16 protein-coding genes, 1 pseudogene and 2 other annotated features are annotated in these 20,593 nt (G+C 44.6%); of the genes and pseudogenes, 3 read left to right on the forward strand and 14 right to left on the reverse strand.

The window, feature by feature from the left end; genetic code table 11:
* Nucleotides 1-45: 45 nt before the first annotated feature.
* Together leuS and KNL20_RS07805 are read right to left on the reverse strand one after the other, a co-directional pair.
* The gene (gene leuS / locus KNL20_RS07800; RefSeq protein ID WP_230397225.1) at nt 46-2,472 is read right to left on the reverse strand and encodes a leucine--tRNA ligase; all 2,427 of its coding nucleotides are present in this window, start codon (nt 2,470-2,472) and stop codon (nt 46-48) included.
* A 47-nt stretch (nt 2,473-2,519) separates the two neighbouring features.
* Nucleotides 2,520-2,775, reverse strand: a binding site (T-box leader).
* An 80-nt stretch (nt 2,776-2,855) separates the two neighbouring features.
* Nucleotides 2,856-4,946, reverse strand: a complete 2,091-nt coding sequence (locus KNL20_RS07805; RefSeq protein WP_230397226.1) for an elongation factor G — start codon at nt 4,944-4,946, stop codon at nt 2,856-2,858.
* Between the two features lie 221 nt (nt 4,947-5,167).
* Here KNL20_RS07805 and aroF point away from each other — a divergent pair, with 221 nt between their 5' ends.
* From aroF to aroA, 3 genes are read left to right on the forward strand one after another with little or no spacing between them, the layout of a single operon-like run.
* A complete protein-coding gene (gene aroF / locus KNL20_RS07810) occupies nt 5,168-6,181 on the forward strand; it encodes a 3-deoxy-7-phosphoheptulonate synthase (RefSeq protein ID WP_230397227.1) in 1,014 nt (337 codons plus the stop codon).
* Nucleotides 6,181-7,278, forward strand: coding sequence for a prephenate dehydrogenase (locus tag KNL20_RS07815; RefSeq protein ID WP_230397228.1), 1,098 nt, complete (start codon nt 6,181-6,183; stop codon nt 7,276-7,278). The genes aroF and KNL20_RS07815 overlap by 1 nt, the downstream gene beginning before the upstream one ends.
* Nucleotides 7,279-7,304: 26 nt before the next feature.
* On the forward strand, nt 7,305-8,585 hold the full coding sequence (gene aroA, locus KNL20_RS07820; protein ID WP_230397229.1) for a 3-phosphoshikimate 1-carboxyvinyltransferase: 1,281 nt from the start codon (nt 7,305-7,307) through the stop codon (nt 8,583-8,585).
* Nucleotides 8,586-8,664: 79 nt separating this feature from the next.
* Here the strand turns inward: aroA and KNL20_RS07825 are convergent, their stop codons facing one another.
* From KNL20_RS07825 to cobT, 12 genes and pseudogenes are all read right to left on the reverse strand, one after another.
* The gene (locus tag KNL20_RS07825) at nt 8,665-9,306 is read right to left on the reverse strand and encodes an orotate phosphoribosyltransferase (protein WP_230397230.1); all 642 of its coding nucleotides are present in this window, start codon (nt 9,304-9,306) and stop codon (nt 8,665-8,667) included.
* Nucleotides 9,307-9,397: 91 nt separating this feature from the next.
* On the reverse strand, nt 9,398-10,423 hold the full coding sequence (gene queA, locus KNL20_RS07830) for a tRNA preQ1(34) S-adenosylmethionine ribosyltransferase-isomerase QueA (RefSeq protein WP_230397231.1): 1,026 nt from the start codon (nt 10,421-10,423) through the stop codon (nt 9,398-9,400).
* 19 nt (nt 10,424-10,442) lie between these two features.
* Complete coding sequence (locus KNL20_RS07835) at nt 10,443-11,663, reverse strand: MFS transporter (RefSeq protein ID WP_230397232.1); 1,221 nt, start codon at nt 11,661-11,663, stop codon at nt 10,443-10,445.
* A gap of 17 nt (nt 11,664-11,680) precedes the next feature.
* On the reverse strand, nt 11,681-12,328 hold the full coding sequence (locus KNL20_RS07840; protein ID WP_230397233.1) for a histidine phosphatase family protein: 648 nt from the start codon (nt 12,326-12,328) through the stop codon (nt 11,681-11,683).
* Nucleotides 12,329-12,375: 47 nt separating this feature from the next.
* On the reverse strand, nt 12,376-14,808 hold the full coding sequence (gene pheT, locus KNL20_RS07845) for a phenylalanine--tRNA ligase subunit beta (RefSeq protein ID WP_230397234.1): 2,433 nt from the start codon (nt 14,806-14,808) through the stop codon (nt 12,376-12,378).
* Between the two features lie 70 nt (nt 14,809-14,878).
* Nucleotides 14,879-15,898 (reverse strand): phenylalanine--tRNA ligase subunit alpha, encoded by a 1,020-nt coding sequence (pheS, locus tag KNL20_RS07850; protein ID WP_230400070.1) that lies wholly within the window; start codon nt 15,896-15,898, stop codon nt 14,879-14,881.
* A gap of 61 nt (nt 15,899-15,959) precedes the next feature.
* Nucleotides 15,960-16,196: a binding site (T-box leader), on the reverse strand.
* Between the two features lie 51 nt (nt 16,197-16,247).
* Nucleotides 16,248-17,114, reverse strand: coding sequence for an amidohydrolase family protein (locus KNL20_RS07855; RefSeq protein WP_230397235.1), 867 nt, complete (start codon nt 17,112-17,114; stop codon nt 16,248-16,250).
* Nucleotides 17,115-17,138: 24 nt separating this feature from the next.
* The gene (locus KNL20_RS07860) at nt 17,139-17,738 is read right to left on the reverse strand and encodes a histidine phosphatase family protein (protein ID WP_230397236.1); all 600 of its coding nucleotides are present in this window, start codon (nt 17,736-17,738) and stop codon (nt 17,139-17,141) included.
* Nucleotides 17,731-18,111 carry a bifunctional adenosylcobinamide kinase/adenosylcobinamide-phosphate guanylyltransferase gene (locus KNL20_RS07865; RefSeq protein WP_230397237.1) on the reverse strand — a complete coding sequence of 127 codons (381 nt, stop codon included), beginning with the start codon at nt 18,109-18,111 and terminating at the stop codon, nt 17,731-17,733. The genes KNL20_RS07860 and KNL20_RS07865 overlap by 8 nt, the downstream gene beginning before the upstream one ends.
* A complete protein-coding gene (locus KNL20_RS07870) occupies nt 18,108-18,884 on the reverse strand; it encodes an adenosylcobinamide-GDP ribazoletransferase (protein WP_230397238.1) in 777 nt (258 codons plus the stop codon). The genes KNL20_RS07865 and KNL20_RS07870 overlap by 4 nt, the downstream gene beginning before the upstream one ends.
* A 10-nt stretch (nt 18,885-18,894) precedes the next feature.
* The gene (locus KNL20_RS07875; protein WP_230397239.1) at nt 18,895-19,407 is read right to left on the reverse strand and encodes a bifunctional adenosylcobinamide kinase/adenosylcobinamide-phosphate guanylyltransferase; all 513 of its coding nucleotides are present in this window, start codon (nt 19,405-19,407) and stop codon (nt 18,895-18,897) included.
* A 60-nt stretch (nt 19,408-19,467) separates the two neighbouring features.
* Nucleotides 19,468-20,516: pseudogene (gene cobT, locus KNL20_RS07880) on the reverse strand (nicotinate-nucleotide--dimethylbenzimidazole phosphoribosyltransferase).
* Nucleotides 20,517-20,593 lie beyond the last annotated feature (77 nt).

Here is a 20,593-nt window from a genome sequence, read left to right on the forward strand (position 1 = left end):
CACTCCGGAACAGCGAGGAGCACTGTGATGCCCCTCTTTCCGGTTTTATCTCTGTACAAAATTAATGATTTTCTTTGGTACATAAATCTCTTTTACGATGGTTCCAGTCAGTTTATCGGCAATTATTTCTTTACCTGCAGCAATTGCCTCCTCCTTGGTGATGGATACAGATACACTTATTACCGCTCTGGTCTTTCCGTTAATCTGCACCGGAATCTCCACCTCGTCATCTTTCATGGCCGTTTCATCAAAGGAGGGCCATTGCTGACGGAAGACAGTATCCTTATGCCCATACTGCTCCCAGATTTCTTCTGCTATATGAGGAGCAAAAGGGGACAATAAAACGGTTGCAGTTTCTATTGTTTCTTTATCTATCCCACCTGCATTTTTGGCTATATTTATGAACTTGTTGGTATACTCCATAAAACCTGAAATTACGGTATTCAAACTGAAAGATTCCAGACGCTGTGTTATCTCATATACCATTTTATGACGAAGCTTCATCATTTCAGGAGTTGCTTTAACATCAGTGGCTTTGCTGTCCAATGCGAGTTTCCAGAAACGTTTCAGAAAACGGTTTACACCATCAATCCCTCTGTCATCCCACTCTGCGTCCAATTCCGGGGGACCTACAAAAAGCTCATACATACGCAGGGAATCACAACCGTAATCCGAAACAAGTTCATCCGGGGATACTACATTTCCCTTGGATTTGCTCATCTTAATACCATTTTTCCCGGTAATCATACCCTGGTTGAACAGCTTTTGGAACGGTTCTTCAAAATCAACAACTCCGATATCATACAAAAACTTAGTATAGAATCTTGAATACAGCAGATGCAATACCGCATGCTCCACACCACCGATATACATATCAACCGGAAGATATTCAGATGCTTTCTCCTTTGATACCAATGCTTCTTTGTTCTTGTTGTCTACATAACGCAGAAAATACCAGGAGGAACCTGCCCACTGAGGCATAGTATTGGTCTCTCGCTTTGCATCCGCTCCACATACCGGGCACTTGCAGTTTACCCACTCATCAATGGCTGCCAGGGGTGATTCACCCGTTCCTGTCGGCTGATAACTTTCCACCTCAGGAAGTCGTAACGGCAGTTCTTCTTCCGGCACCGGAACATTCCCACACTTCGGACAGTGTATAATCGGAATCGGTTCACCCCAATAACGCTGGCGGGAGAATACCCAGTCACGAAGCTTATAATTTACTGTTGCTTTTCCAATTCCCATCTTTTCTATCATATGGGGTGCTTCTTTTTTCAGCACAGAAGATTCCATACCGTTCCACTCTCCGGAATTAACCATAATTCCGGCAGCTTCTGTGTAGGCTTCCGTCATGTTTTCAGTTGCTTTACCGTCTTTTGAGATTACCTGAACAATTGGAAGATGGAATTTGGTTGCAAATTCAAAATCCCGATTATCATGGGCAGGAACACACATAATAGCCCCTGTACCGTAATCTGCGAGTACATAGTCCGACAACCAGATTGGTACTTTTGCTCCGTTCAGCGGATTAATACAGTAGCTTCCTGTAAACACACCTGTCTTTTCTTTATCCTGAAGACGATCTACATTGGATTTCATAGAAGCATCATAGATATACTTTTCCACGTCTTCTTTCGTTTCATCTGTGGAGAGAGAGGCTGCCATGGCATGTTCCGGAGCAAGCACCATAAAGGTTGCACCATGAAGCGTATCCGGACGAGTCGTATATACCGTGATTTTTTCATCACTCCCTTCTACAGGGAACTGTACCTCCGCACCATAGGACTTGCCAATCCAGTCAGACTGCATCTTTTTTACTTTTTCCGGCCAGTCCAGCTTATCCAGGTCATTTAACAGGCGTTCTGCATATTCTGTGATTCGTAGAATCCACTGGCGCAGATTCTTCTTCGTCACCTCAGAACCACAGCGCTCACACTTACCATTTACTACTTCTTCATTGGCAAGTCCGGTCTTACAGGAGGGGCACCAGTTAATCGGGAATTCTTTTTCATAGGCCAGTCCTTTTTTAAACATCTGAACAAAAATCCACTGAGTCCACTTATAGAATTCAGGATCTGTGGTGTTTACTTCCATATCCCAGTCATAGATGGCTGCAATGTCCTGAATCTGTTTTTTAATATTCTGTACATTCTTTGCCGTGGAGTCAGCCGGATGCACACCCATCTTAATTGCATAGTTTTCAGCCGGCAGACCGAAGGCATCCCATCCCATGGGATGGACTACATAATAACCCTTCAACAGTTTATATCTGCTCCAGACATCTGAAATTACGTATCCCCGCCAATGCCCGACATGCAGACCATTCGCCGATGGATATGGAAACATGTCCAGGCAGTAATACTTACGCTTTTCCACTCCGCTTAAATCCTTTTTCGGATTTACAGGATTCTTCTCCCAGTTTACACGCCACTTTGCCTCAATAGCCTTATGATTATAAGGTACTGACATCTGATTTTCCTCCTTAAAATATCTAAATAGCCCTTTCCGTCTTCAAAATCAGAGACGAAAAGGGCTTGGATTCCGTGGTACCACTCTAATTCATCCACATCGTATGATATGCAGATGCACTCATTATAATCTCTAACGGGATTAACCGCTTTTACCTACTCTTCCCTTTAGCTCATATTGGTTAAACGAAATTTCAGTCAAAGGACTCTGAGGCCAGTTGGGAGCTGTTCTTCACTGCCTTGCACCAGACGGCAGCTCTCTTTATCAGATATCACTCTTAATATTCCTCTTCTATGTCTTTTATCATTTTAGCGACAATTCAGCCTCTGCATGGCTGAACTGTTACTAATTCTACCATAACAAGAAGATTTGTCAAGAGTGGTTTAATCCTCAACATCTTTAATTTTACTCGCTCTGGCGGCAATTTCCTTCTCCTGAACATCGGAAGGTGCCTGCTCATAGCGTGCAAACGCATATGCAAAGTGTCCGCTTCCACCGGTCATGGAGCGGAGTGTCGTTCCATATCCATAGATCTCAAGTTCCGGAACATCCGCTTCGATTACCGTGTTGCCACTCTGATCGGGATTCATGCCAAGTACACGTCCGCGGCGCTTATTCAAATCACCCATGACGTCCCCGGTAAATTTATCCTGTACCGTAATCTTCATGGTTACAATCGGTTCCAGCAATACTGGTCCTGCTTCCATAAATCCCTTTTTAAAAGCCATAGCAGCGGCAGTCTTAAATGCCATCTCAGAAGAATCAACCGGATGGTAAGAACCATCATAAAGTATCGCTTTTACTCCTACTACCGGATATGCTGCCAAGGGACCGGATAAAACTGCATCCTGTAATCCCTTTTCAACAGCCGGGAAGTAGTTTTTCGGAACGGCACCACCGACAACTTCCTGTGCAAAGATGCAGGGAATTTCCAGGTCTCCGGAAGGCTCAAAACGCATTTTGACGTGTCCGTACTGTCCATGTCCACCGGATTGTTTTTTATATTTGGATTCCACATCAGATTTCTTTCGAATTGTCTCCCGGAATGCAACTTTGGGCTGGCTCAACTCCACATCCACTTTATAACGGTCCAGAAGTTTGCTGACTACTATATCAATATGCTGATCCCCAATTCCCCATATTAATGTCTGCCGGTTCGCCGAATCATTGACAACTTTAAGTGTTTGATCCTCCTGCATCATCCTGGAAAATGCCTGTGAGATTTTATCCACATCAGCCTTATTCTTAGGTTTGTATCTCTTTGCAGTATAGGGCTTCGAGATATCAATCTTTCCATAGAGAACAGGAAGCGTTTTTGCAGCCAGTGAATCACCGGTTTTGGCGTCCCCCAGTTTTGCAATTGCGCCGATATCACCGGCATGGAGCTCCGGTATCTCTATTGGTCTGGAACCCTCCAGAATGTACAGCTTGTTCAGCTTCTCTTCGCTGTCCTGACTCACATTGTAAAGAATGTCATCACTTTTTATAACACCGGAGCATACTTTGATCATAGAATATTTTCCAAGGAAGGGATCCGCAATTGTTTTGAAAATGACTGCGGACTTCGGCTTTTGGAAGTTATAATCTGCCTCAAACACTTCATTGCCTGCCTGATTAACACCTGCACACTTCCGCTCCGCCGGGTTAGGAAAATATCCGCAGATATCATCCAGAAGATTAGATACTCCCTGAAGATTTACAGGCGATCCCATACACACCGGAATCAGACTGGCGTCTTTCACATTCGTGGACAGTGCTGAAGAAATCTCTGTCACCGAAAATTCTTCTCCTCCAAAATACCGGTCCATGAATTCTTCACTGGTTTCTGCCACGGATTCCATCAGGGTATCCCGGTATTTTTCCAGATATTCTTTTGAATATTCCGGAATTTCACACGCTTCTTTTTTGCCTTTATCAATATAACGACGGCCTTTATTTTTTACAATATTAATATAGCCGACGAATTTTTCATTTTCACGGATAGGCATGTGCAGCGGAGCAATCCGCCTGCCATACAGATCAGTCAGCTGTTCAACCACCTGGCGATAGCTGACATTATCAATATCCATCTCAGTTACAAAAATCATACGCGGAAGCTTATATTTTTCACAAAGTTCCCAGGCTTTCTGTGTTCCTACCTGAACACCGGATTTACCGGATACTACAATAACCGCCGCATCTGCAGCTGCAGCTGCCTCCTCTGCTTCACCTACAAAGTCAAAAAAACCGGGTGTATCTAATATGTTGATTTTATTCTTTCCCCAGACTATGGGTACCAGGGATGTGGAAATTGAGAACTTACGTTTGATTTCTTCCTTGTCATAATCGCTGACCGTATTACCATCAACGACCTTTCCAAGACGGTTTGTGATACCGGAAAGATAAGCCATAGCCTCAGTCAAAGTCGTCTTTCCGGCACCACCATGCCCAAGCAGCACCACATTTCTGATTCTGTCAGTTCTGAAAACGTCCATATGTAATACCTCCCTAATTATTATATGTCTATATTTTACTAAAATATCCGGTGTAATTCAAGTATTTTATCCACTTTATACATTCTTTATTTCTCTTTTCTGAAAACTTTTCGCTTCCACTTTAAACCGTAAAACTTCAACGTGCTAAATTATTGACTTTTAGCTATATGTTTAGTAGAATAAAAGAATAGTTTGCTTATAATCCAGGGAGGAATAATAAAATGATCATAGTTATGAAGCCACAGGCCCCTGAGACTGCTGTAAAGGCTGTTCAGGCTGCTGTGGAAAACAAGGGATTGGAAACACATCTTTCCCATGGGAAACAGGTAACGATTATCGGCGTTGTCGGTGATAAAAACAGACTTTGTAATGAAAATCTCCAGCTTTTGCCCTATGTAGATAAACTGGTGCCTATTACCGAGAGTTATAAACTGACCAATAAAAAATTTCATCCCGAACCCACCTATGTGAAGGTAGGGAATCATGTGATTGGTCCTGACACCCTGACTGTGATGGCCGGCCCTTGTGCAGTTGAAACGGAAGAACAGCTAATGCTGATTGCCGGGGAAGTAAAAAAAGCCGGCGCACAATTTGTCCGGGGCGGCGCATATAAACCCCGTACATCTCCCTACTCATTCCAGGGCCTGGAAGAAGAAGGACTGCGTTACATGGCGGAGGCAAAAAAAGAATACGGACTGAATACCATCTGTGAGGTAATCAATGAGGCTGCAATCGAAGCATCTTCAAAATATGTGGATATGATTCAAATCGGTGCGAGAAACATGCAGAATTTCCACCTTTTGCGTGAAGCAGGGAAATCCGGTATGCCGGTGCTTTTAAAGCGCGGTCTGGCAGCTACAATTGACGAATGGCTGAATGCGGCGGAATATATCATCTCTGAAGGAAATCCGAATGTAGTTCTGTGTGAACGCGGAATCCGTACCTATGAAACAGCCACCAGAAATACACTTGACCTCAGTGCGGTATGTGTTGTGAAGGAGAAATCCCATCTTCCGATCATCGTGGATCCCAGTCATGCTACCGGCGTTTACTCCTACGTTTCTCCACTTGCAAAGGCTGCGGTTGCCTGCGGAGCAGATGGACTGATGATAGAAGTTCATAATGATCCTGAGCATGCACTCTCTGATGGACCACAGTCACTTCGATTTGATAATTTCGAAAAATTAATGCAGGAAATGGCTGATTATATCCGCCTTGCAGGAAGGACCCTGTGATGGGAACGAAAATCGGATTTATCGGTCTGGGACTGATTGGAGGTTCCATAGCAAAAGCTATCCGAAAATTTCACCCCGACTATCAGCTTATGGCATATACGCATACAAAGGCAACGCTGGATCAGGCTGCTTCCGATGGTGTAATTCAGATTTGCTGTGATCAGATAGATGAACGCTTTGGTATATGTGACTATATCTTTCTTTGTGCACCTGTAGGTGCTAATATATCTTATTTAAAGACTTTAAGGGATATCATCTCCCCCTCGTGCATACTCACCGATGTGGGAAGTGTAAAGGGCGATATTCACCAGGCAGTCCAGGCATTGGGAATGAGCGCCAGTTTTATAGGCGGTCATCCCATGGCCGGTTCAGAAAAAACCGGTTTTGAAAATTCAGCAGACTATCTGATTGAAAATGCATACTATATCATCACTCCTTCAGAGGAGATTGATTCACAAAAGGTGGATGCATATGAAGAGCTGGTGTATTCCCTTGGAGCCATACCCTTACGGCTCACAGCAGAGGAGCATGATTTTATTACAGCAGGGGTCAGCCATCTTCCACATATCGTTGCCTCTGCTCTCGTTAATGAAATCGCACGCCTGGATGGTTCGAAGGGGTATATGAAGATGATTGCTGCCGGAGGGTTTAAAGACATCACACGGATTGCCTCCTCCTCTCCTGTAATGTGGCAGCATATCTGCCTTTCAAACAGAGATATGATCCTGAAGGTAATTGATTCCTTTCAGGAGATGTTAACCGATGCCAGAAAGCTGGTGGATTCCTCCGATGAAGGGGGATTATATGCCATGTTTGAAGCATCACGTGACTATCGGGATTCTCTTCCCGATACGGTTCTGGGACCGCTGAAAAAGGATTATGTTTTATACTGTGATATCTATGATGAGGCCGGCGGCATAGCCACCATTACCACATTACTGGCCATGAACAGCATCAGTATCAAGAATATCGGCATCATCCATAACCGTGAGTTTGAGGAGGGTGTACTTCGCATCGAATTTTATCAGGAGGAATCCTACAGAAGGGCGGCTTTAGTACTGACAGACCGGAATTACCGGATTCATGTACGCGAATAACTGTCATCTAATCGAAAGGAAAGCATATGAAGATTACAAAACTTATAAAGCCACTGCAGGGAGAGCTTTCAGTTCCCGGAGACAAATCGATTTCCCATCGTGCAATTATGCTGGGTGCCCTTTGCGAGGGGATTACCGAGGTCAGCCACTTTCTGGAAAGTGCAGACTGTCTTTCTACGATCTCCTGTTTTGAAAAAATGGGAATTCAGATTGAAAAGCAAAGGGACAGTGTGATAGTTCACGGAAAGGGACTGCGTGGACTGCAGGCACCCAAAACCGCATTAGACTGCGGAAACAGCGGTACAACCATGCGTCTGATTTCCGGAATTTTGTCCGGACAGGGTTTTTCCTGTGAACTGACAGGCGATGCTTCCATACAAAAACGCCCCATGAAACGGATTATATCTCCTCTGATTTCCATGGGTGCGAATATCCGGAGTTTGAAAACCAATGACTGTGCACCGCTTCAGATTAATGGACAACAACTCCGGGGAATCCATTATGCATCTCCGATTGCCTCTGCCCAGGTAAAGTCCTGCGTGCTGCTGGCGGGATTGTATGCTGATACAAAAACCTCAGTGACCGAACCCTATTTGTCAAGGAACCATACGGAACTTATGCTTTCTTACTTTGGTGCTGACGTGGAATCCCGTGGCACAACGGCATCCATTGTCCCAAATCCTGTCCTGAACGGACAAAAGATTACAGTTCCGGGTGACATTTCTTCGGCCGCCTATTTCATAGCAGCAGGCCTTATGATTCCGGGTTCTGAGATTTTATTGAGAGATGTGGGCATCAATCCTACCCGGGACGGCATCCTTCAAATATGTAAAGGCATGGGTGGGGATATTACTTTATTGAATCTACATAAGCAGGGATTTGAGACTGTTGCAGATTTATTGGTCAAAGCCTCCAGTCTCCATGGAACTATAGTAGAAGGAGAAATAATTCCCACTTTGATAGATGAAATACCAATTATTGCTGTTTTAGCTTCCTTTGCCCGGGGCACTACCGTCATACGCGATGCTGAGGAGCTGAAAGTAAAAGAATCCAATCGCCTGGATGTCATGGTACAGGAACTATCTGCAATGGGAGTTGATATCGAGGGAACCGAAGACGGTATGATTATCCGGGGAGGAAAGCCGCTTCATGGAGCAGTAATTGACAGCAGACTTGATCACCGTATCGCCATGTCCTTTGCCATCGCAGGACTTGCAGCAGAAGGTGAAACCACCATAGAGCACAGCGATTGTGTTGATATTTCCTATCCGGGCTTTTTTAAAGATCTGAATGCATTGCAGCACTAACAGATCCCAACATCATATATATGTGTTTAGAGAACGCTGTATCGGTACAATCAATCGGTACAGCGTTCTCTAAATATCATCACAAGCGCGAATGCCCATATCCATTTATTAATGCGTCCAGTTTTACTTTGTTCCTGCACAGTTCGCAGTCGCCCGGAGCATAGCTCTTGTATGCCGGTACATCCTCCTGTCGGAAGATAGTGTTAATTTCAATCCCGTTAAGTTCAGCTATGTTACTGAATATAGAAGATATTCCCGCAATCTTTCCGCCGTAGTAATGAACACTGTCAATGCAGTTACGCAATAGCTGGCCTGTTGACGCGGATGCCGTCAGAAGTAATACATTCTTATGTTCTATCATACTTCTGCAGTTATCCCTGAAAATTACATGGCCGGAACCGATGAGTTCCGGAGCGGTAACATAGATGGTATTATGCCTGTTCATAGACATAATTCCCGTATGCATCAGCTCTTCCGCCAGATAGGCTCCGATAATCTGAGTTCCGTCCAGACAGACAATTGTATCCACAACTGTAGAATGGCTGTAACGTTGTGATAATACATAAGCAGCAACACGCGCTTCTGATGCTCTGGATTTCATGGTTGTCATGTCAAAATAGTGAGAAATGTGAGAATTCGGTGTTGCAAAATGCCCCCTGTAAACCTTTAATTCAATACGCTTATCCTGTTTCGCTAAAATCTTCTCTACTCTGGATTCCATACGACACCCCCGTCTAAGATATTTTATTGAATTTTCTCCTTCTAAATATTTTACCATTTGTCATAGTTAAAGTACAGACTCAGATTCGATATTAAGCGATAAACATCGCATCCCCAAAAGAGAAAAACCGGTATCGTTCTTTTACAGCCTCTTCATATGCTCTCATGATATGCTCTTTTCCGGCCAGTGCCGAAACCAGCATCAACAGAGTGGATTCAGGCAGATGGAAGTTCGTAATTAATCCATCTATAATCTTAAATTCAAATCCCGGATAGATGAAGATATCGGTCCAGCCACTTCCGGCCTTTAATACACCATCTTCGGAAGCTGCTGATTCCAGTGTACGGCAGCTGGTGGTTCCCACAGAAATCACCCGATGACCGGAGGCTTTCGTTTCATTGATCAGATTCGCCTGTTCCTCTTCCACCACATAGAACTCAGAATGCATGTGATGCTCTGTCACATCCTCTACCTTCACCGGACGGAAGGTTCCAAGTCCAACATGAAGTGTCACATGAGCAATTTTCACACCCATCTCTTCCACCTGCTGCAGCAGTTTTTCAGTAAAGTGCAGTCCCGCAGTCGGTGCAGCGGCAGATCCTTCATGCTTTGCATATACTGTCTGATATCTGTTCTTATCCTTTAATTTGTGCGTAATATAAGGCGGAAGGGGCATCTCCCCCAACTGGTCTAATATTTCTTCAAAAATCCCCTCATAATGAAACTGTATCAGGCGGTTCCCATCCTCCACGACCTCAAGGACTTCCCCTGTAAGAAGTCCTTCTCCAAAGGAAATGACAGTTCCCGGCTTACACTTTTTCCCAGGCTTTACGAGCGTCTCCCAGATATCATTCTCTTTTCTCTTCAGAAGTAAGATTTCAATAGCTGCATCCGTATCCAGTTTTCTTCCATATAGCCTGGCCGGAATCACTTTTGTATCATTAATTACCAGACAGTCACCCGGTTGCAGATAATCCAGAATTTCTCTGAAATGACGATGCTCCACCTCTCCGGTCACCCGGTCCAGATGCAGCAGCCGTGAAGAACTTCTGTCGTCAAGAGGATCCTGGGCAATCAGCTCCTGGGGCAGATCATAATAAAAATCTGACGTTTTCATCTAATATAAATCTCCTTTTTTATAGTTCCGGTACATTATTAAATTCCTCTGATACTGATCCTCTTGAAAATTTTATGCAGAGAACAATCCCCAGGATTAACAGTGTCGGAAAGAGAATTGCAGACAGAAGTCCCGTCTTTAAATCTCCTCCGGCCTGTCCTGAGATAGTTCCTACAATCGTAGGCCCCAGGCTGCATCCCAAGTCACCGAACAACGCAAACATTGCGAACATGGCGGTACCCCCTTTCGGGCATGCTTCCGATGCGAGACTGAAGGTTCCCGGCCACATGATTCCGACAGAAAGTCCACACAGTGCACATCCCGCCAATGCAAGTAGCGGTATCGGTGAAAAACAGGCAATCAGATAGCTGATGATACAGAGAATCGCACTTCCCTTCATAAATGAAGTCAATTTCACTCTCTCACTATATTTGGCATAAAATACTCTGGATGTTCCCATTAAAACCGCAAAAAGACAGGGACCCGCCAGATCTCCGATTGTTTTGGAGACACCCAGCCCACTTTCGGCAAATGCCGATGCCCACTGGCTCATAGCCTGTTCTGAGGCACCTGCGCAGACCATCAGCATTGCAAAAATCCAAAATAACTTCATGCTGAATAACTGACGCAGGCTAAGGCCTTCTCCTTCTTCTACCAATGTGCGTATCGGTACTCTTGCAAATACAAAGGCATTAGCCAGCGGAATCACTGCCCAAAGTATAGATAGTATTTGCCAGTTGTCAATACCGAAAAGAGTAAAGAAAATGGTAGAAACCAGTATAACACCAACAGAGCCCCAGCAATAAAAAGAATGTAGCAGGCTCATCACCGCTGACTTTTTCTCCGTGGGGCAGGCTTCCACGATCGGGCTGATCAGTACTTCTATCATACCGCCGCCCACCGCATAACAGCACACGGCCAGAATCAGACCTGACAGAGGATTTGGCAGCAATTCCGGAAGTATCCCAAGCCCCACCAGTCCTGCGGCACAAAACAGATGCGCCGCAACGACCGAAACCTGGTATCCGATTTTATCTACAAATTTTGCAGCCAGCATATCTACCACAAGCTGAACGACGAAGTTCAGAGAAACCAGCAGCGTAATCTGTGCAAGTGGTATGGAATACGTCCTTTGAAAAGTTAAAAATAATAGTGGTATAAAATTATTGACGATGGCCTGTGTGATATAACCCACATAGCAGGCCTTTATTGTATGATTGTAATTATCAGTGATTCCCATATCACCCCCCTTTCTTATTATGCTTCTGCGGAATAAAAATCATTCCAGTCTTCTTTTCCATAGTAAACCTTATCAGCTTCCACCAGATCAGCTTTCCCGGAGTATACATCTATTACGTTCACCGCACAATTCATAGGTACACTTCCTCTCCAGAAATCATCTTCGTTCGGCAGGGCACTATTCATCAATGCCCTGACGGTGCAGCCATGTGTCGCAATCAAAATTGTCTTGTCCTGATATTCTGAATTCTGAAGCAGGTCCTGATAAAATTCATCTGTTCTCCGGCAAAGCTTAAGGATCGTTTCCCCGCCTTCTCCGGGTACAAACTCCATAGGTCTCAGATAGAAATCATCAAAGTGGTCAGAGGGGATCTCAAAATTGTTCTTATGACAGCCCAGGCCTTCCCATGAGCCGAAAGAAAGCTCCATCAGACGGTCATCCGTCAGTAGGGGGACTTCCCTGTCTTTCAGAATGATTTCAGCGGTTTCAACCGCTCTTGATAAGGGGCTGGAGATACCCAGATCGAAGTCAATATTCTTCATAGCCTCAGCCGTGATTCCGGCCAGACGGATACCGTTCTTATTCAGTTCAATATCTGCCTGCCCCTGCAGCCGCCCTTCCACATTCCAATCTGTTTCTCCGTGTCTGATAATATATAACCTCATTTTGTTCCTTTCTATTCCAACATCTTCCGTTCTGTCATTATCTGTATCTATTGCCTTAACTCTATGCCGAGGTTCTCCAGTCCATGGATAATTTTTTTCATAACAGATGAAACCTCTGCTTCCTCCAATGTCTTTTCTTTTGAGCGGAATACAATGGAATAAGCCATGGACTTAAATCCGTCTTTAATCTGATGTCCTTCATAGATGTCAAACAGCTCAAATCCCTCCAAAATCTTTCCGCCGCGCTGTGATATTACATCTTCAATCTGTCCGGCAGCAACTGTCTTTGGCACTACCATGCTGATATCCCGGGTGACAGCCGGAAATCTGGCAATTCCATCGTACTTATGGTCAAATGTTGCATATTCAAGTACGGCGTAAATGTCAATTACAGCCACATACGCCCTGTCTCCGATTCCATAGTTGTCACATACTAAAGGATGCACCTCGCCTAAATATCCAACCAGAGTATCTTTGTAATAGATATTGGCCTGCCGCCCCGGATGCAGGAAACTTTTACCGGACTTCGGATCATACTTCGGACGGCTGTTCATCCCAACTCTTCCGAAGAATTCTTCTGCCACACCTTTCATGTCGAAGAAATCACCTTCTCCATACATTCCCAATGTAAACATCATCTTTTCGTCGGGCAGCTCCGTCAAAGGCAGACTCTTTGGAAGATAAATATTTCCAAGTTCATATAAGCGCACATTTTTATTCCGCCGGTTAAAATTTGTAGCCAGAGAAGTGAGCATACCATTCAGGGAAGTTGTTCTCATCACAGAGAAGTCTTCACCTAACGGATTCATAATCGTAATTGCATTTCTTAAATCATCTTTTTCAGACAGAAGCAATTTGTCAAATATCTTTGGACTTTCAAAGGAGTAACTCATTCCCTGCGAAAATCCACAGTATTCTGCCACATCTCTTGCTTTTTCTTCAATTCTCAGTTTAAAGGGCAATTTCCCCGTAGTCGCCTGCCCGCTTGGCAGGGTAGTCGGAATATTATCATATCCAAAAAAGCGAGCTACCTCTTCAGCCAGGTCCGCAGTACGGAGGATATCTTGACGGAAGGTCGGGGCTATGATTTCATTGCTCTCCTCGTCATATTCCAGCTCTACCTTTGCAAGATAATCCAACATAGTCTGGTCATCCAGTTCTGTTCCGAGAAGATTATTAATGCGGTCCGGCTCAAAGTTTACGCGTACGGGTTCCTTCACCTGGCTGTATACATCTACAATACCACCAACGATTTCACCTGCTCCCAATTCTTCCATTAACTGGCAGGCGCGGTCAATAGCTGCCTTCGCATTATTAGGATCCAGACCTTTCTCGAACTTTCCCGAAGCATCTGTACGAAGGCCTACACGTTTACTGGACAGACGGATGTTCGTTCCATCAAAGCAGGCAGCCTCAAACAATACAGTCTTAACATGATCTGTAATCATGGAGTTTTCTCCACCCATGATACCTGCAATTCCGACAGGCTTCTCCCCGTCACAAATCATCAGCACATGCTCATCCATCTGGCGTTCCTGACCATCCAAAGTAACAAACTTCTCATCTTTGCGGGCGCGTCTGACGATAATCTTGCCACCTGCAATCGTATCCAGATCATAGGCATGCATTGGCTGGCCGTACTCTTCCATCACGTAATTTGTAATATCAACCAGGTTATTGATTGGACGGATTCCATTGGCAGCCAGACATCTTTGCATCCACTTTGGGGATGGTCCTATTTTCACATTCTTTACCACACGGGCGGTGTAACGGGGACACAGTTCTTTGTCCTCTACTTCAACCTGGATGTAGTTATGGGCATCTTCATCATTACCGGTGTTCTTTACTACCGGGGCTTTAAATTCCTTATTAAATGTTGCAGCTGCCTCCCTTGCGATACCGATAACGCTATAGCAGTCCACACGATTTGAGGTGATTTCATATTCAAAAATCGTATCATCCAATCCTAAGGCGGCAACAGCATCTTCACCGGTTTTAACATCAGAGCCTTCGGGGAAGATATAGATTCCATTCTCAGGTGCTTCCGGGTACATATCACGGGTACTTCCCAGTTCCTCGATGGAACACATCATACCCTGGCTTGGAACTCCACGCAGTTTCCCTGCTTTAATTCTGATACCTCCATCCACGTTCTTACCGTCATGACCGCCTGCAACCTTTCCTCCATCCAGAACAACCGCCACCTTCTGGCCGGAAGTGCCTGCTTTAACGTTTGGAGCACCGGTCACAATCTGCACGGTATTATCTCCGACATTCACCTGGCAGACTACCAGTTTATCCGCATCCGGATGCTTTTCCACACTTAAGATCTCGCCAATGACAATCTTCTCAAGATCTGCGTCCAGCTTTTCAAACCCCTCTACTTTTGTACCTGATAATGTCATCGCATCTGTATATTCCTGTGCCGTCACATCTAAATCCGGCACATATCTCTTAATCCATGATAATGAAGTATTCATAATCGTCCTCCAAATTATTTGTTCACACTTTTCCTGGGTAATCAGTTTATATTCGCATGGCTAGACAGTATCAAAACTGTTTTAAAAACCTGTAGTCGTTTTCATATAGAAGCCGCATATCGTCTATCTCGTATTTCAGCAGTGCAATTCGCTCAAGTCCTACTCCGAATGCAAATCCGGTGTACTCGTCAGGATCTATTCCGCACATCTCGAGTACATGGGGGTGTACCATTCCACAGCCTAAGATTTCAATCCAGCCTGATCCCTTACAGAAGCGGCATCCTGTTCCGCCACATTTAAAGCAGCTCACATCCACTTCAGCGCTGGGTTCCGTAAATGGAAAATGATGTGGACGGAATTTTGTTCTGGTCTCTTCTCCAAACAGCTCTTTCGCAAATTCTTCCAATGTGCCTTTTAAATCTGCAAATGTGATGTGCTTGTCGATGACCAGTCCTTCAATCTGATGAAAGGAAGGCGAATGGGTTGCATCCACTTCATCAGAGCGAAATACCCGTCCCGGTGCAATCATACGGATAGGGAGCTTTCCCTGCTCCATCACACGAGCCTGTACCGGCGAGGTCTGGGTACGAAGGACGATGTCACTGTTGATATAGAAGGTATCCTGCTCATCTTTTGCCGGATGATTGGCAGGGATATTTAACTTCTCAAAATTGTACAGGTCAAGCTCTATCTCCGGTCCTTCCACGACTTCATAGCCCATTCCTACAAAGATGCGCTCCACCTCTTCCAAGGCTATGGTGTTTGGATGCCGGTGCCCGATTACATTCTTTTTGGCAGGAAGTGTTACATCGATGACTTCAGCCTCCAGTTTTTTCTCCCTCAGCTTACGTTCCAGGTCTGTTCTCACCACTTCCAGCTTCTTCTCAATCTTTTCAGAAACTTCATTAACCATCTGTCCGACCTTGGGACGATCCTCCGGTACAACATCCTTCATGCTTTTTTTCAATGCGGTCAATTTTCCTTTTTTTCCAAGAAAATTGACACGTGCCTCATTTAATTTCTCAGGTGCATCGGAAGCTTCAATCCTTTCCATGGCTTCGTTTAAGATAGCTTCCAGCTTTTCTTTCATGTTTACATCACTCATTACAGATTCTCCTTTATATTATTATGACGGCAAAAAAACTTCGCCCCAAAGGGACGAAGCTATAAGATCCGCGGTACCACCCTGATTTCAGACTGCAAAGTCCGACACTCAATTGCTGCTGTAACGTGCAGTCACGTCCTGACCTAATTTCGCTTTCACAAATTTTCAGAAAGGAAGCTCCGATGCGAATCTCAACCTATATCTGAACTTCGGGGGCTTCCAGCCGATGGCACCCTGTCTCTGGCAGAAAATATAAGTCTACTGACACCTTCATAGCCTTGTTATATACTTATTTATTTTACTAGAGATTTCAGATATGTCAAGTGCTGATTTATCATTGGTTGTAAAATCCCCGGATTCGTTTCTCTCCCTGCTCTAAGTGTTTTTTTAAGGCCTCTGTCTCACCCAGGACTGTGCAAAGTGCCTGGTATTCATCCCGTATGCCAATTCCATGGGGAACCATGAATGCGCCTGCATCGCTTCCCAACGCTATCTGTACACCCTCTTTCCATGCCATACGAAGTCCGTCCTGCTGTATCTTCCATATATCTTTCAGGACACCATCTGGATATCTGCCACAGCCAATCAGATTCTTTACAGTGACTACCGTAGGCACCCAGACCACATTTTCTTCTCTCATGCACTGAATGCTTTCCAGGCTCTGGTAATTTCCATGTTCGATGGAATCTACCCCGGCTTTCGCAGCATCAATCACCGCCCGGGCGGTATTTGTGTGAGACATGACTTTAAAACCTTCTTCATGAGCAATATGAACCATTTCTTTGACTTCACTGTATGAAAGCGGCTCTCCGGTAATTTGGCCATCTGTATCAAAATCCATAATACCGGTAGTCATGATTTTGATGAAATCACCATGCAGTTTTTTCACTTTTTTTACAAGAGCTGCATACTCTTTCAACGTGATGTATCCTTCTCCCACTACTTTTCCATAACAGCCTTCCTTATGGATTGCAAATCCAGGAGTCAGGTAAGTGATTCCATATTCCGGTGCAAGCTCTCTGGCCAGCAAAGAAGCACCAAACCGGTCCCCTCCATCCCTGACAAATGTGACACATGCATTTTGGTACGATTTCAGGTGCAGACGTATCAGCTGCTCATCCGGCTTCCTTTCATGTGCCCTTACTGCACTTCGATAATCATATCCATTCATAAAGATGTGAGCGTGACATTCTCCAAACATGTTCTCTGCCTTTCCATCACGGTTTTAATCACGGAGAATTTTACCGTCTACCACAAGTTCGCGCCTTCCGTATTTCCAATGTTCCAGATGCGTACGGATTTTATAGCCTTCCGCATTTTTTACATGCCAGTCAAAATAAGGAGCATGGGGTAATCCATAGGCATCGAGAATACTCATAATAGTTCCACCGTGCACCACCATGGCTACATTCTCCAGTTTTTCATGTATACAGATTTCTATCATCTGATCAAAAGCACTCAGACAGCGCTGTTTAAAGTCCACTACCGATTCGCCTTTTGGGAATCCGAGAATACCTTCACTGTCAATCCACTTTTGATACGTTTCGTTATCAGACAATTCCTGATAATTTTTATTCTCAAATTCTCCGAAGTCACATTCTCTGAATCCATCAATAACGGTCTGTTCCCGTTTCGGAAACATAAGTAAAGCAGTCTGCTTGCAGCGAGTCATAGGACTTACAAAGACACGCTCCACTGGATCTGGCTGAAGCCTGGTCAGTTCCTCAGACTCAGATTCCATAAGTGGTTCGTCCGTTGTTCCTATATAGCGCCCCAGTGTATTTCCATACGTTTTTCCATGTCGTATCATCAAAATCTTAAGCATTTTTTATCACCATCCCAATTCCACATACTACCCGATGCACCTCCGCCGCATGCGCTGCCAGACTGGTACAGATACGTCCTGTCTTCTCCCTCCAGAACCTGTCTTTGGCATCTACGGGTACCACACCATATCCCAATTCATCTGAAATGATAAGAATTTCCGGATTTTCTTCCGCCAGTTTTTCGGGAAGCTCTCCCAATTCCTCTCTGTCCAGAAAACGATACACAAACCGATGAAAGTGTTCAATTGCTCCACAGGAGAAAATGTCATCAAATGTACAATTCTCGCCGTCTATCCAGGGGGCATCTATCTTAAAGTTTTCTTTCGCATAAGTTCCTTTTCCCTGAAAGGTTCCTCCAATTACCAATATCATAAAAACCTCCCCATTCCGTATCGAAGGATGACAACCATAAGCAGCATCCAAAGCTCACACAGGCTTAAAAAGTACCCTGCCAGGTCTCCGGTAATCCCTCCAAAGTATTTGTAGCTCTTCATGCGATAGAATATAAATACCAGCACCGCTGTACCAAAAACCACAGCCCCGGGCAGCGGATTCAGCCGGCACATCACGATAAGAAGAAGCATAAGTGTAATAATTACAACCAGACGTACCACCTGGCTTTGTGCTTTATCAGCAAATGCAGCCGCACTTCCTTTGGGATTTACATTCCTGAAACAGACAACAGATAATGCACTGAAACAGCGGGAGACCATAAAACTCAGACAATATATGGGCAAGATTTCTTTTGTTATCTCTGTTGCAGCACCAAAATACATCACAAACCAGATACATCCCATAATAACTGCAAATGCACCCGCATGAGGATCTTTTAAGATTGTAAGACGCTGTTCCTTCTCTCTCCAGGAACTTAAGGCATCCATTGTATCCAGAAATCCATCCATATGGATTCCCCCTGTCACAACAATAGGAATAAGTGTTGCCACTGCAGAACGAAATATTGTACCAAATGCCATATAAAAAGCCAGTTGAAACCACGCATATTCAATTGCGCCTATTGCCAGCCCCACCCATGGAAAAAAACACATCGCATAGGACATGTTCTCCTTTGTCCAGTCGGCTCTGGGCATAGGAATCTTAGAATACATTGCGAATGCAACTACAAAACTGTTCCATACTTTTTTCATCCTTGTTCCTCTATTTTATTTTTAACGGGATTCCGTATACAACCTCGGTCATGCAATCAGCCTCAGCAGCCATCTGAATATTGATGTTAGCCAGACAACGCTGATAGTTTACAGTTTCCTCATCATATTGGATTCCATCCGAAAAAATCTCATTAGTTACTACAATCAAGTTGCTACACTGAGATAAAAGGCTTCTGATTCCTTCCATCACTACAGGAACCGTATGGATTCCCGCCCCTTCTGATTGAAACATTTCATTTGCAGTCAGATTTGACATACACTCCAACAATACATTTGCCTTAAGAGGCACTTGAACGAAGGCCAGATTCGTATAACACTCAACGGTTTCAAATTTTTTCTCCGCACGCATCCTTCGATGCCTCGCAATTCTATGATTGCTTTCCTCATCGAAAGGATACATGGTGGCAATATAAATCCTCGGCGCATCTCCCAGTTTTAAAATCTCCTCCTCCGCATAAGCAGACTTCCCACTGCCTGAACCACCTGTTATTACGTGAAACATAAACCCTCCCTTTTGTGCAGAACCATCCGTAGTGTCATAGAGTCAATAGGTATTTTGACTCTATGGCAACGGCTGGTAAGCATCTATGGAATTCTCTTCAAATGTAGACATCCCCTCATAGACAGCCTTTGCCATATCCAGAAGCGGAAACAATGTCACAGCACCAGTACCTTCTCCAAGACACATGTCACAGGTCAGGAATGCCTCCTTATGCAAAGCCTCCAGAAGCATCTTTGCAGCCGGTTCTTTCGAAACATGAGAAGCAATCATATAGTCAAGAGCCGTGGGACAGATTCTGGACGCACAAAGGGCTGCCACGCATGAAATAAATCCATCCATAACAACTGGCAACTTATAATATGCCCCTCCAAGGAAGACTCCTGTCATACCCGCAATGTCAAAACCTCCTACCTTTGCCAGCACATCCACACCGTCCATCGGATCCGGTTGGTTTAACTCTATGGCTTTTTTTATTACACTGATTTTTCTGTTCAAACCATCGCTGGAAAGTCCGGCTCCCCTTCCAGTTACTTCTTCCACAGGCTTATGCAGAAGCACCGCTGCCATGGCACTGCTGGATGTGGTATTTCCAATTCCCATTTCTCCGGTGGCCAAAAGCCCACAGCCTTCCTTTTTCCGTTCTTTTACCAGCTGAATGCCTGTCTCAATTCCCTGCAGCGCCTGCTCTTTTGTCATGGCCGGTTCCTCGGCCATATTCTTCGTACCATAAGCAATTTTACAATTCCTTAATGTGGTATCACGGGCAATTCCCATATCCACCGGCAGGATATCTGCCCCGGTTTTATGACAAAGGATTGCAGCCGTAGCCTTTTCCTGCAGAAAATTTTCAGATACAATCGCCGTAACTTCCTGTCCTGTCTGCGTAACGCCCTCTTTCACCACACCGTTATCCGCACAGAGAATAATCAGGGATTTTTATCAATATCTATTTGTTCTATCCTTTGTATTCCTGCTATTTGAACGATTACATCTTCCAGTTTGCCAAGACTGTGGAGGGGTTTTGCAATGCTGTTCCAATGCTGTACTGCACGCTGCATCGCCTCTTTATCCAATGGTTCTATCTTCTCACATATCTGCTCCAGCTTCATATCCTTTTCCCCTTTTTCTCATTCGTTTAATAACGGAAGGGACAGATGGCCGTATTGGCCCTACTGTCCCTGTATCA

This window comes from Novisyntrophococcus fermenticellae (assembly GCF_018866245.1).
GTDB lineage: Bacteria > Bacillota > Clostridia > Lachnospirales > Lachnospiraceae > Novisyntrophococcus > Novisyntrophococcus fermenticellae.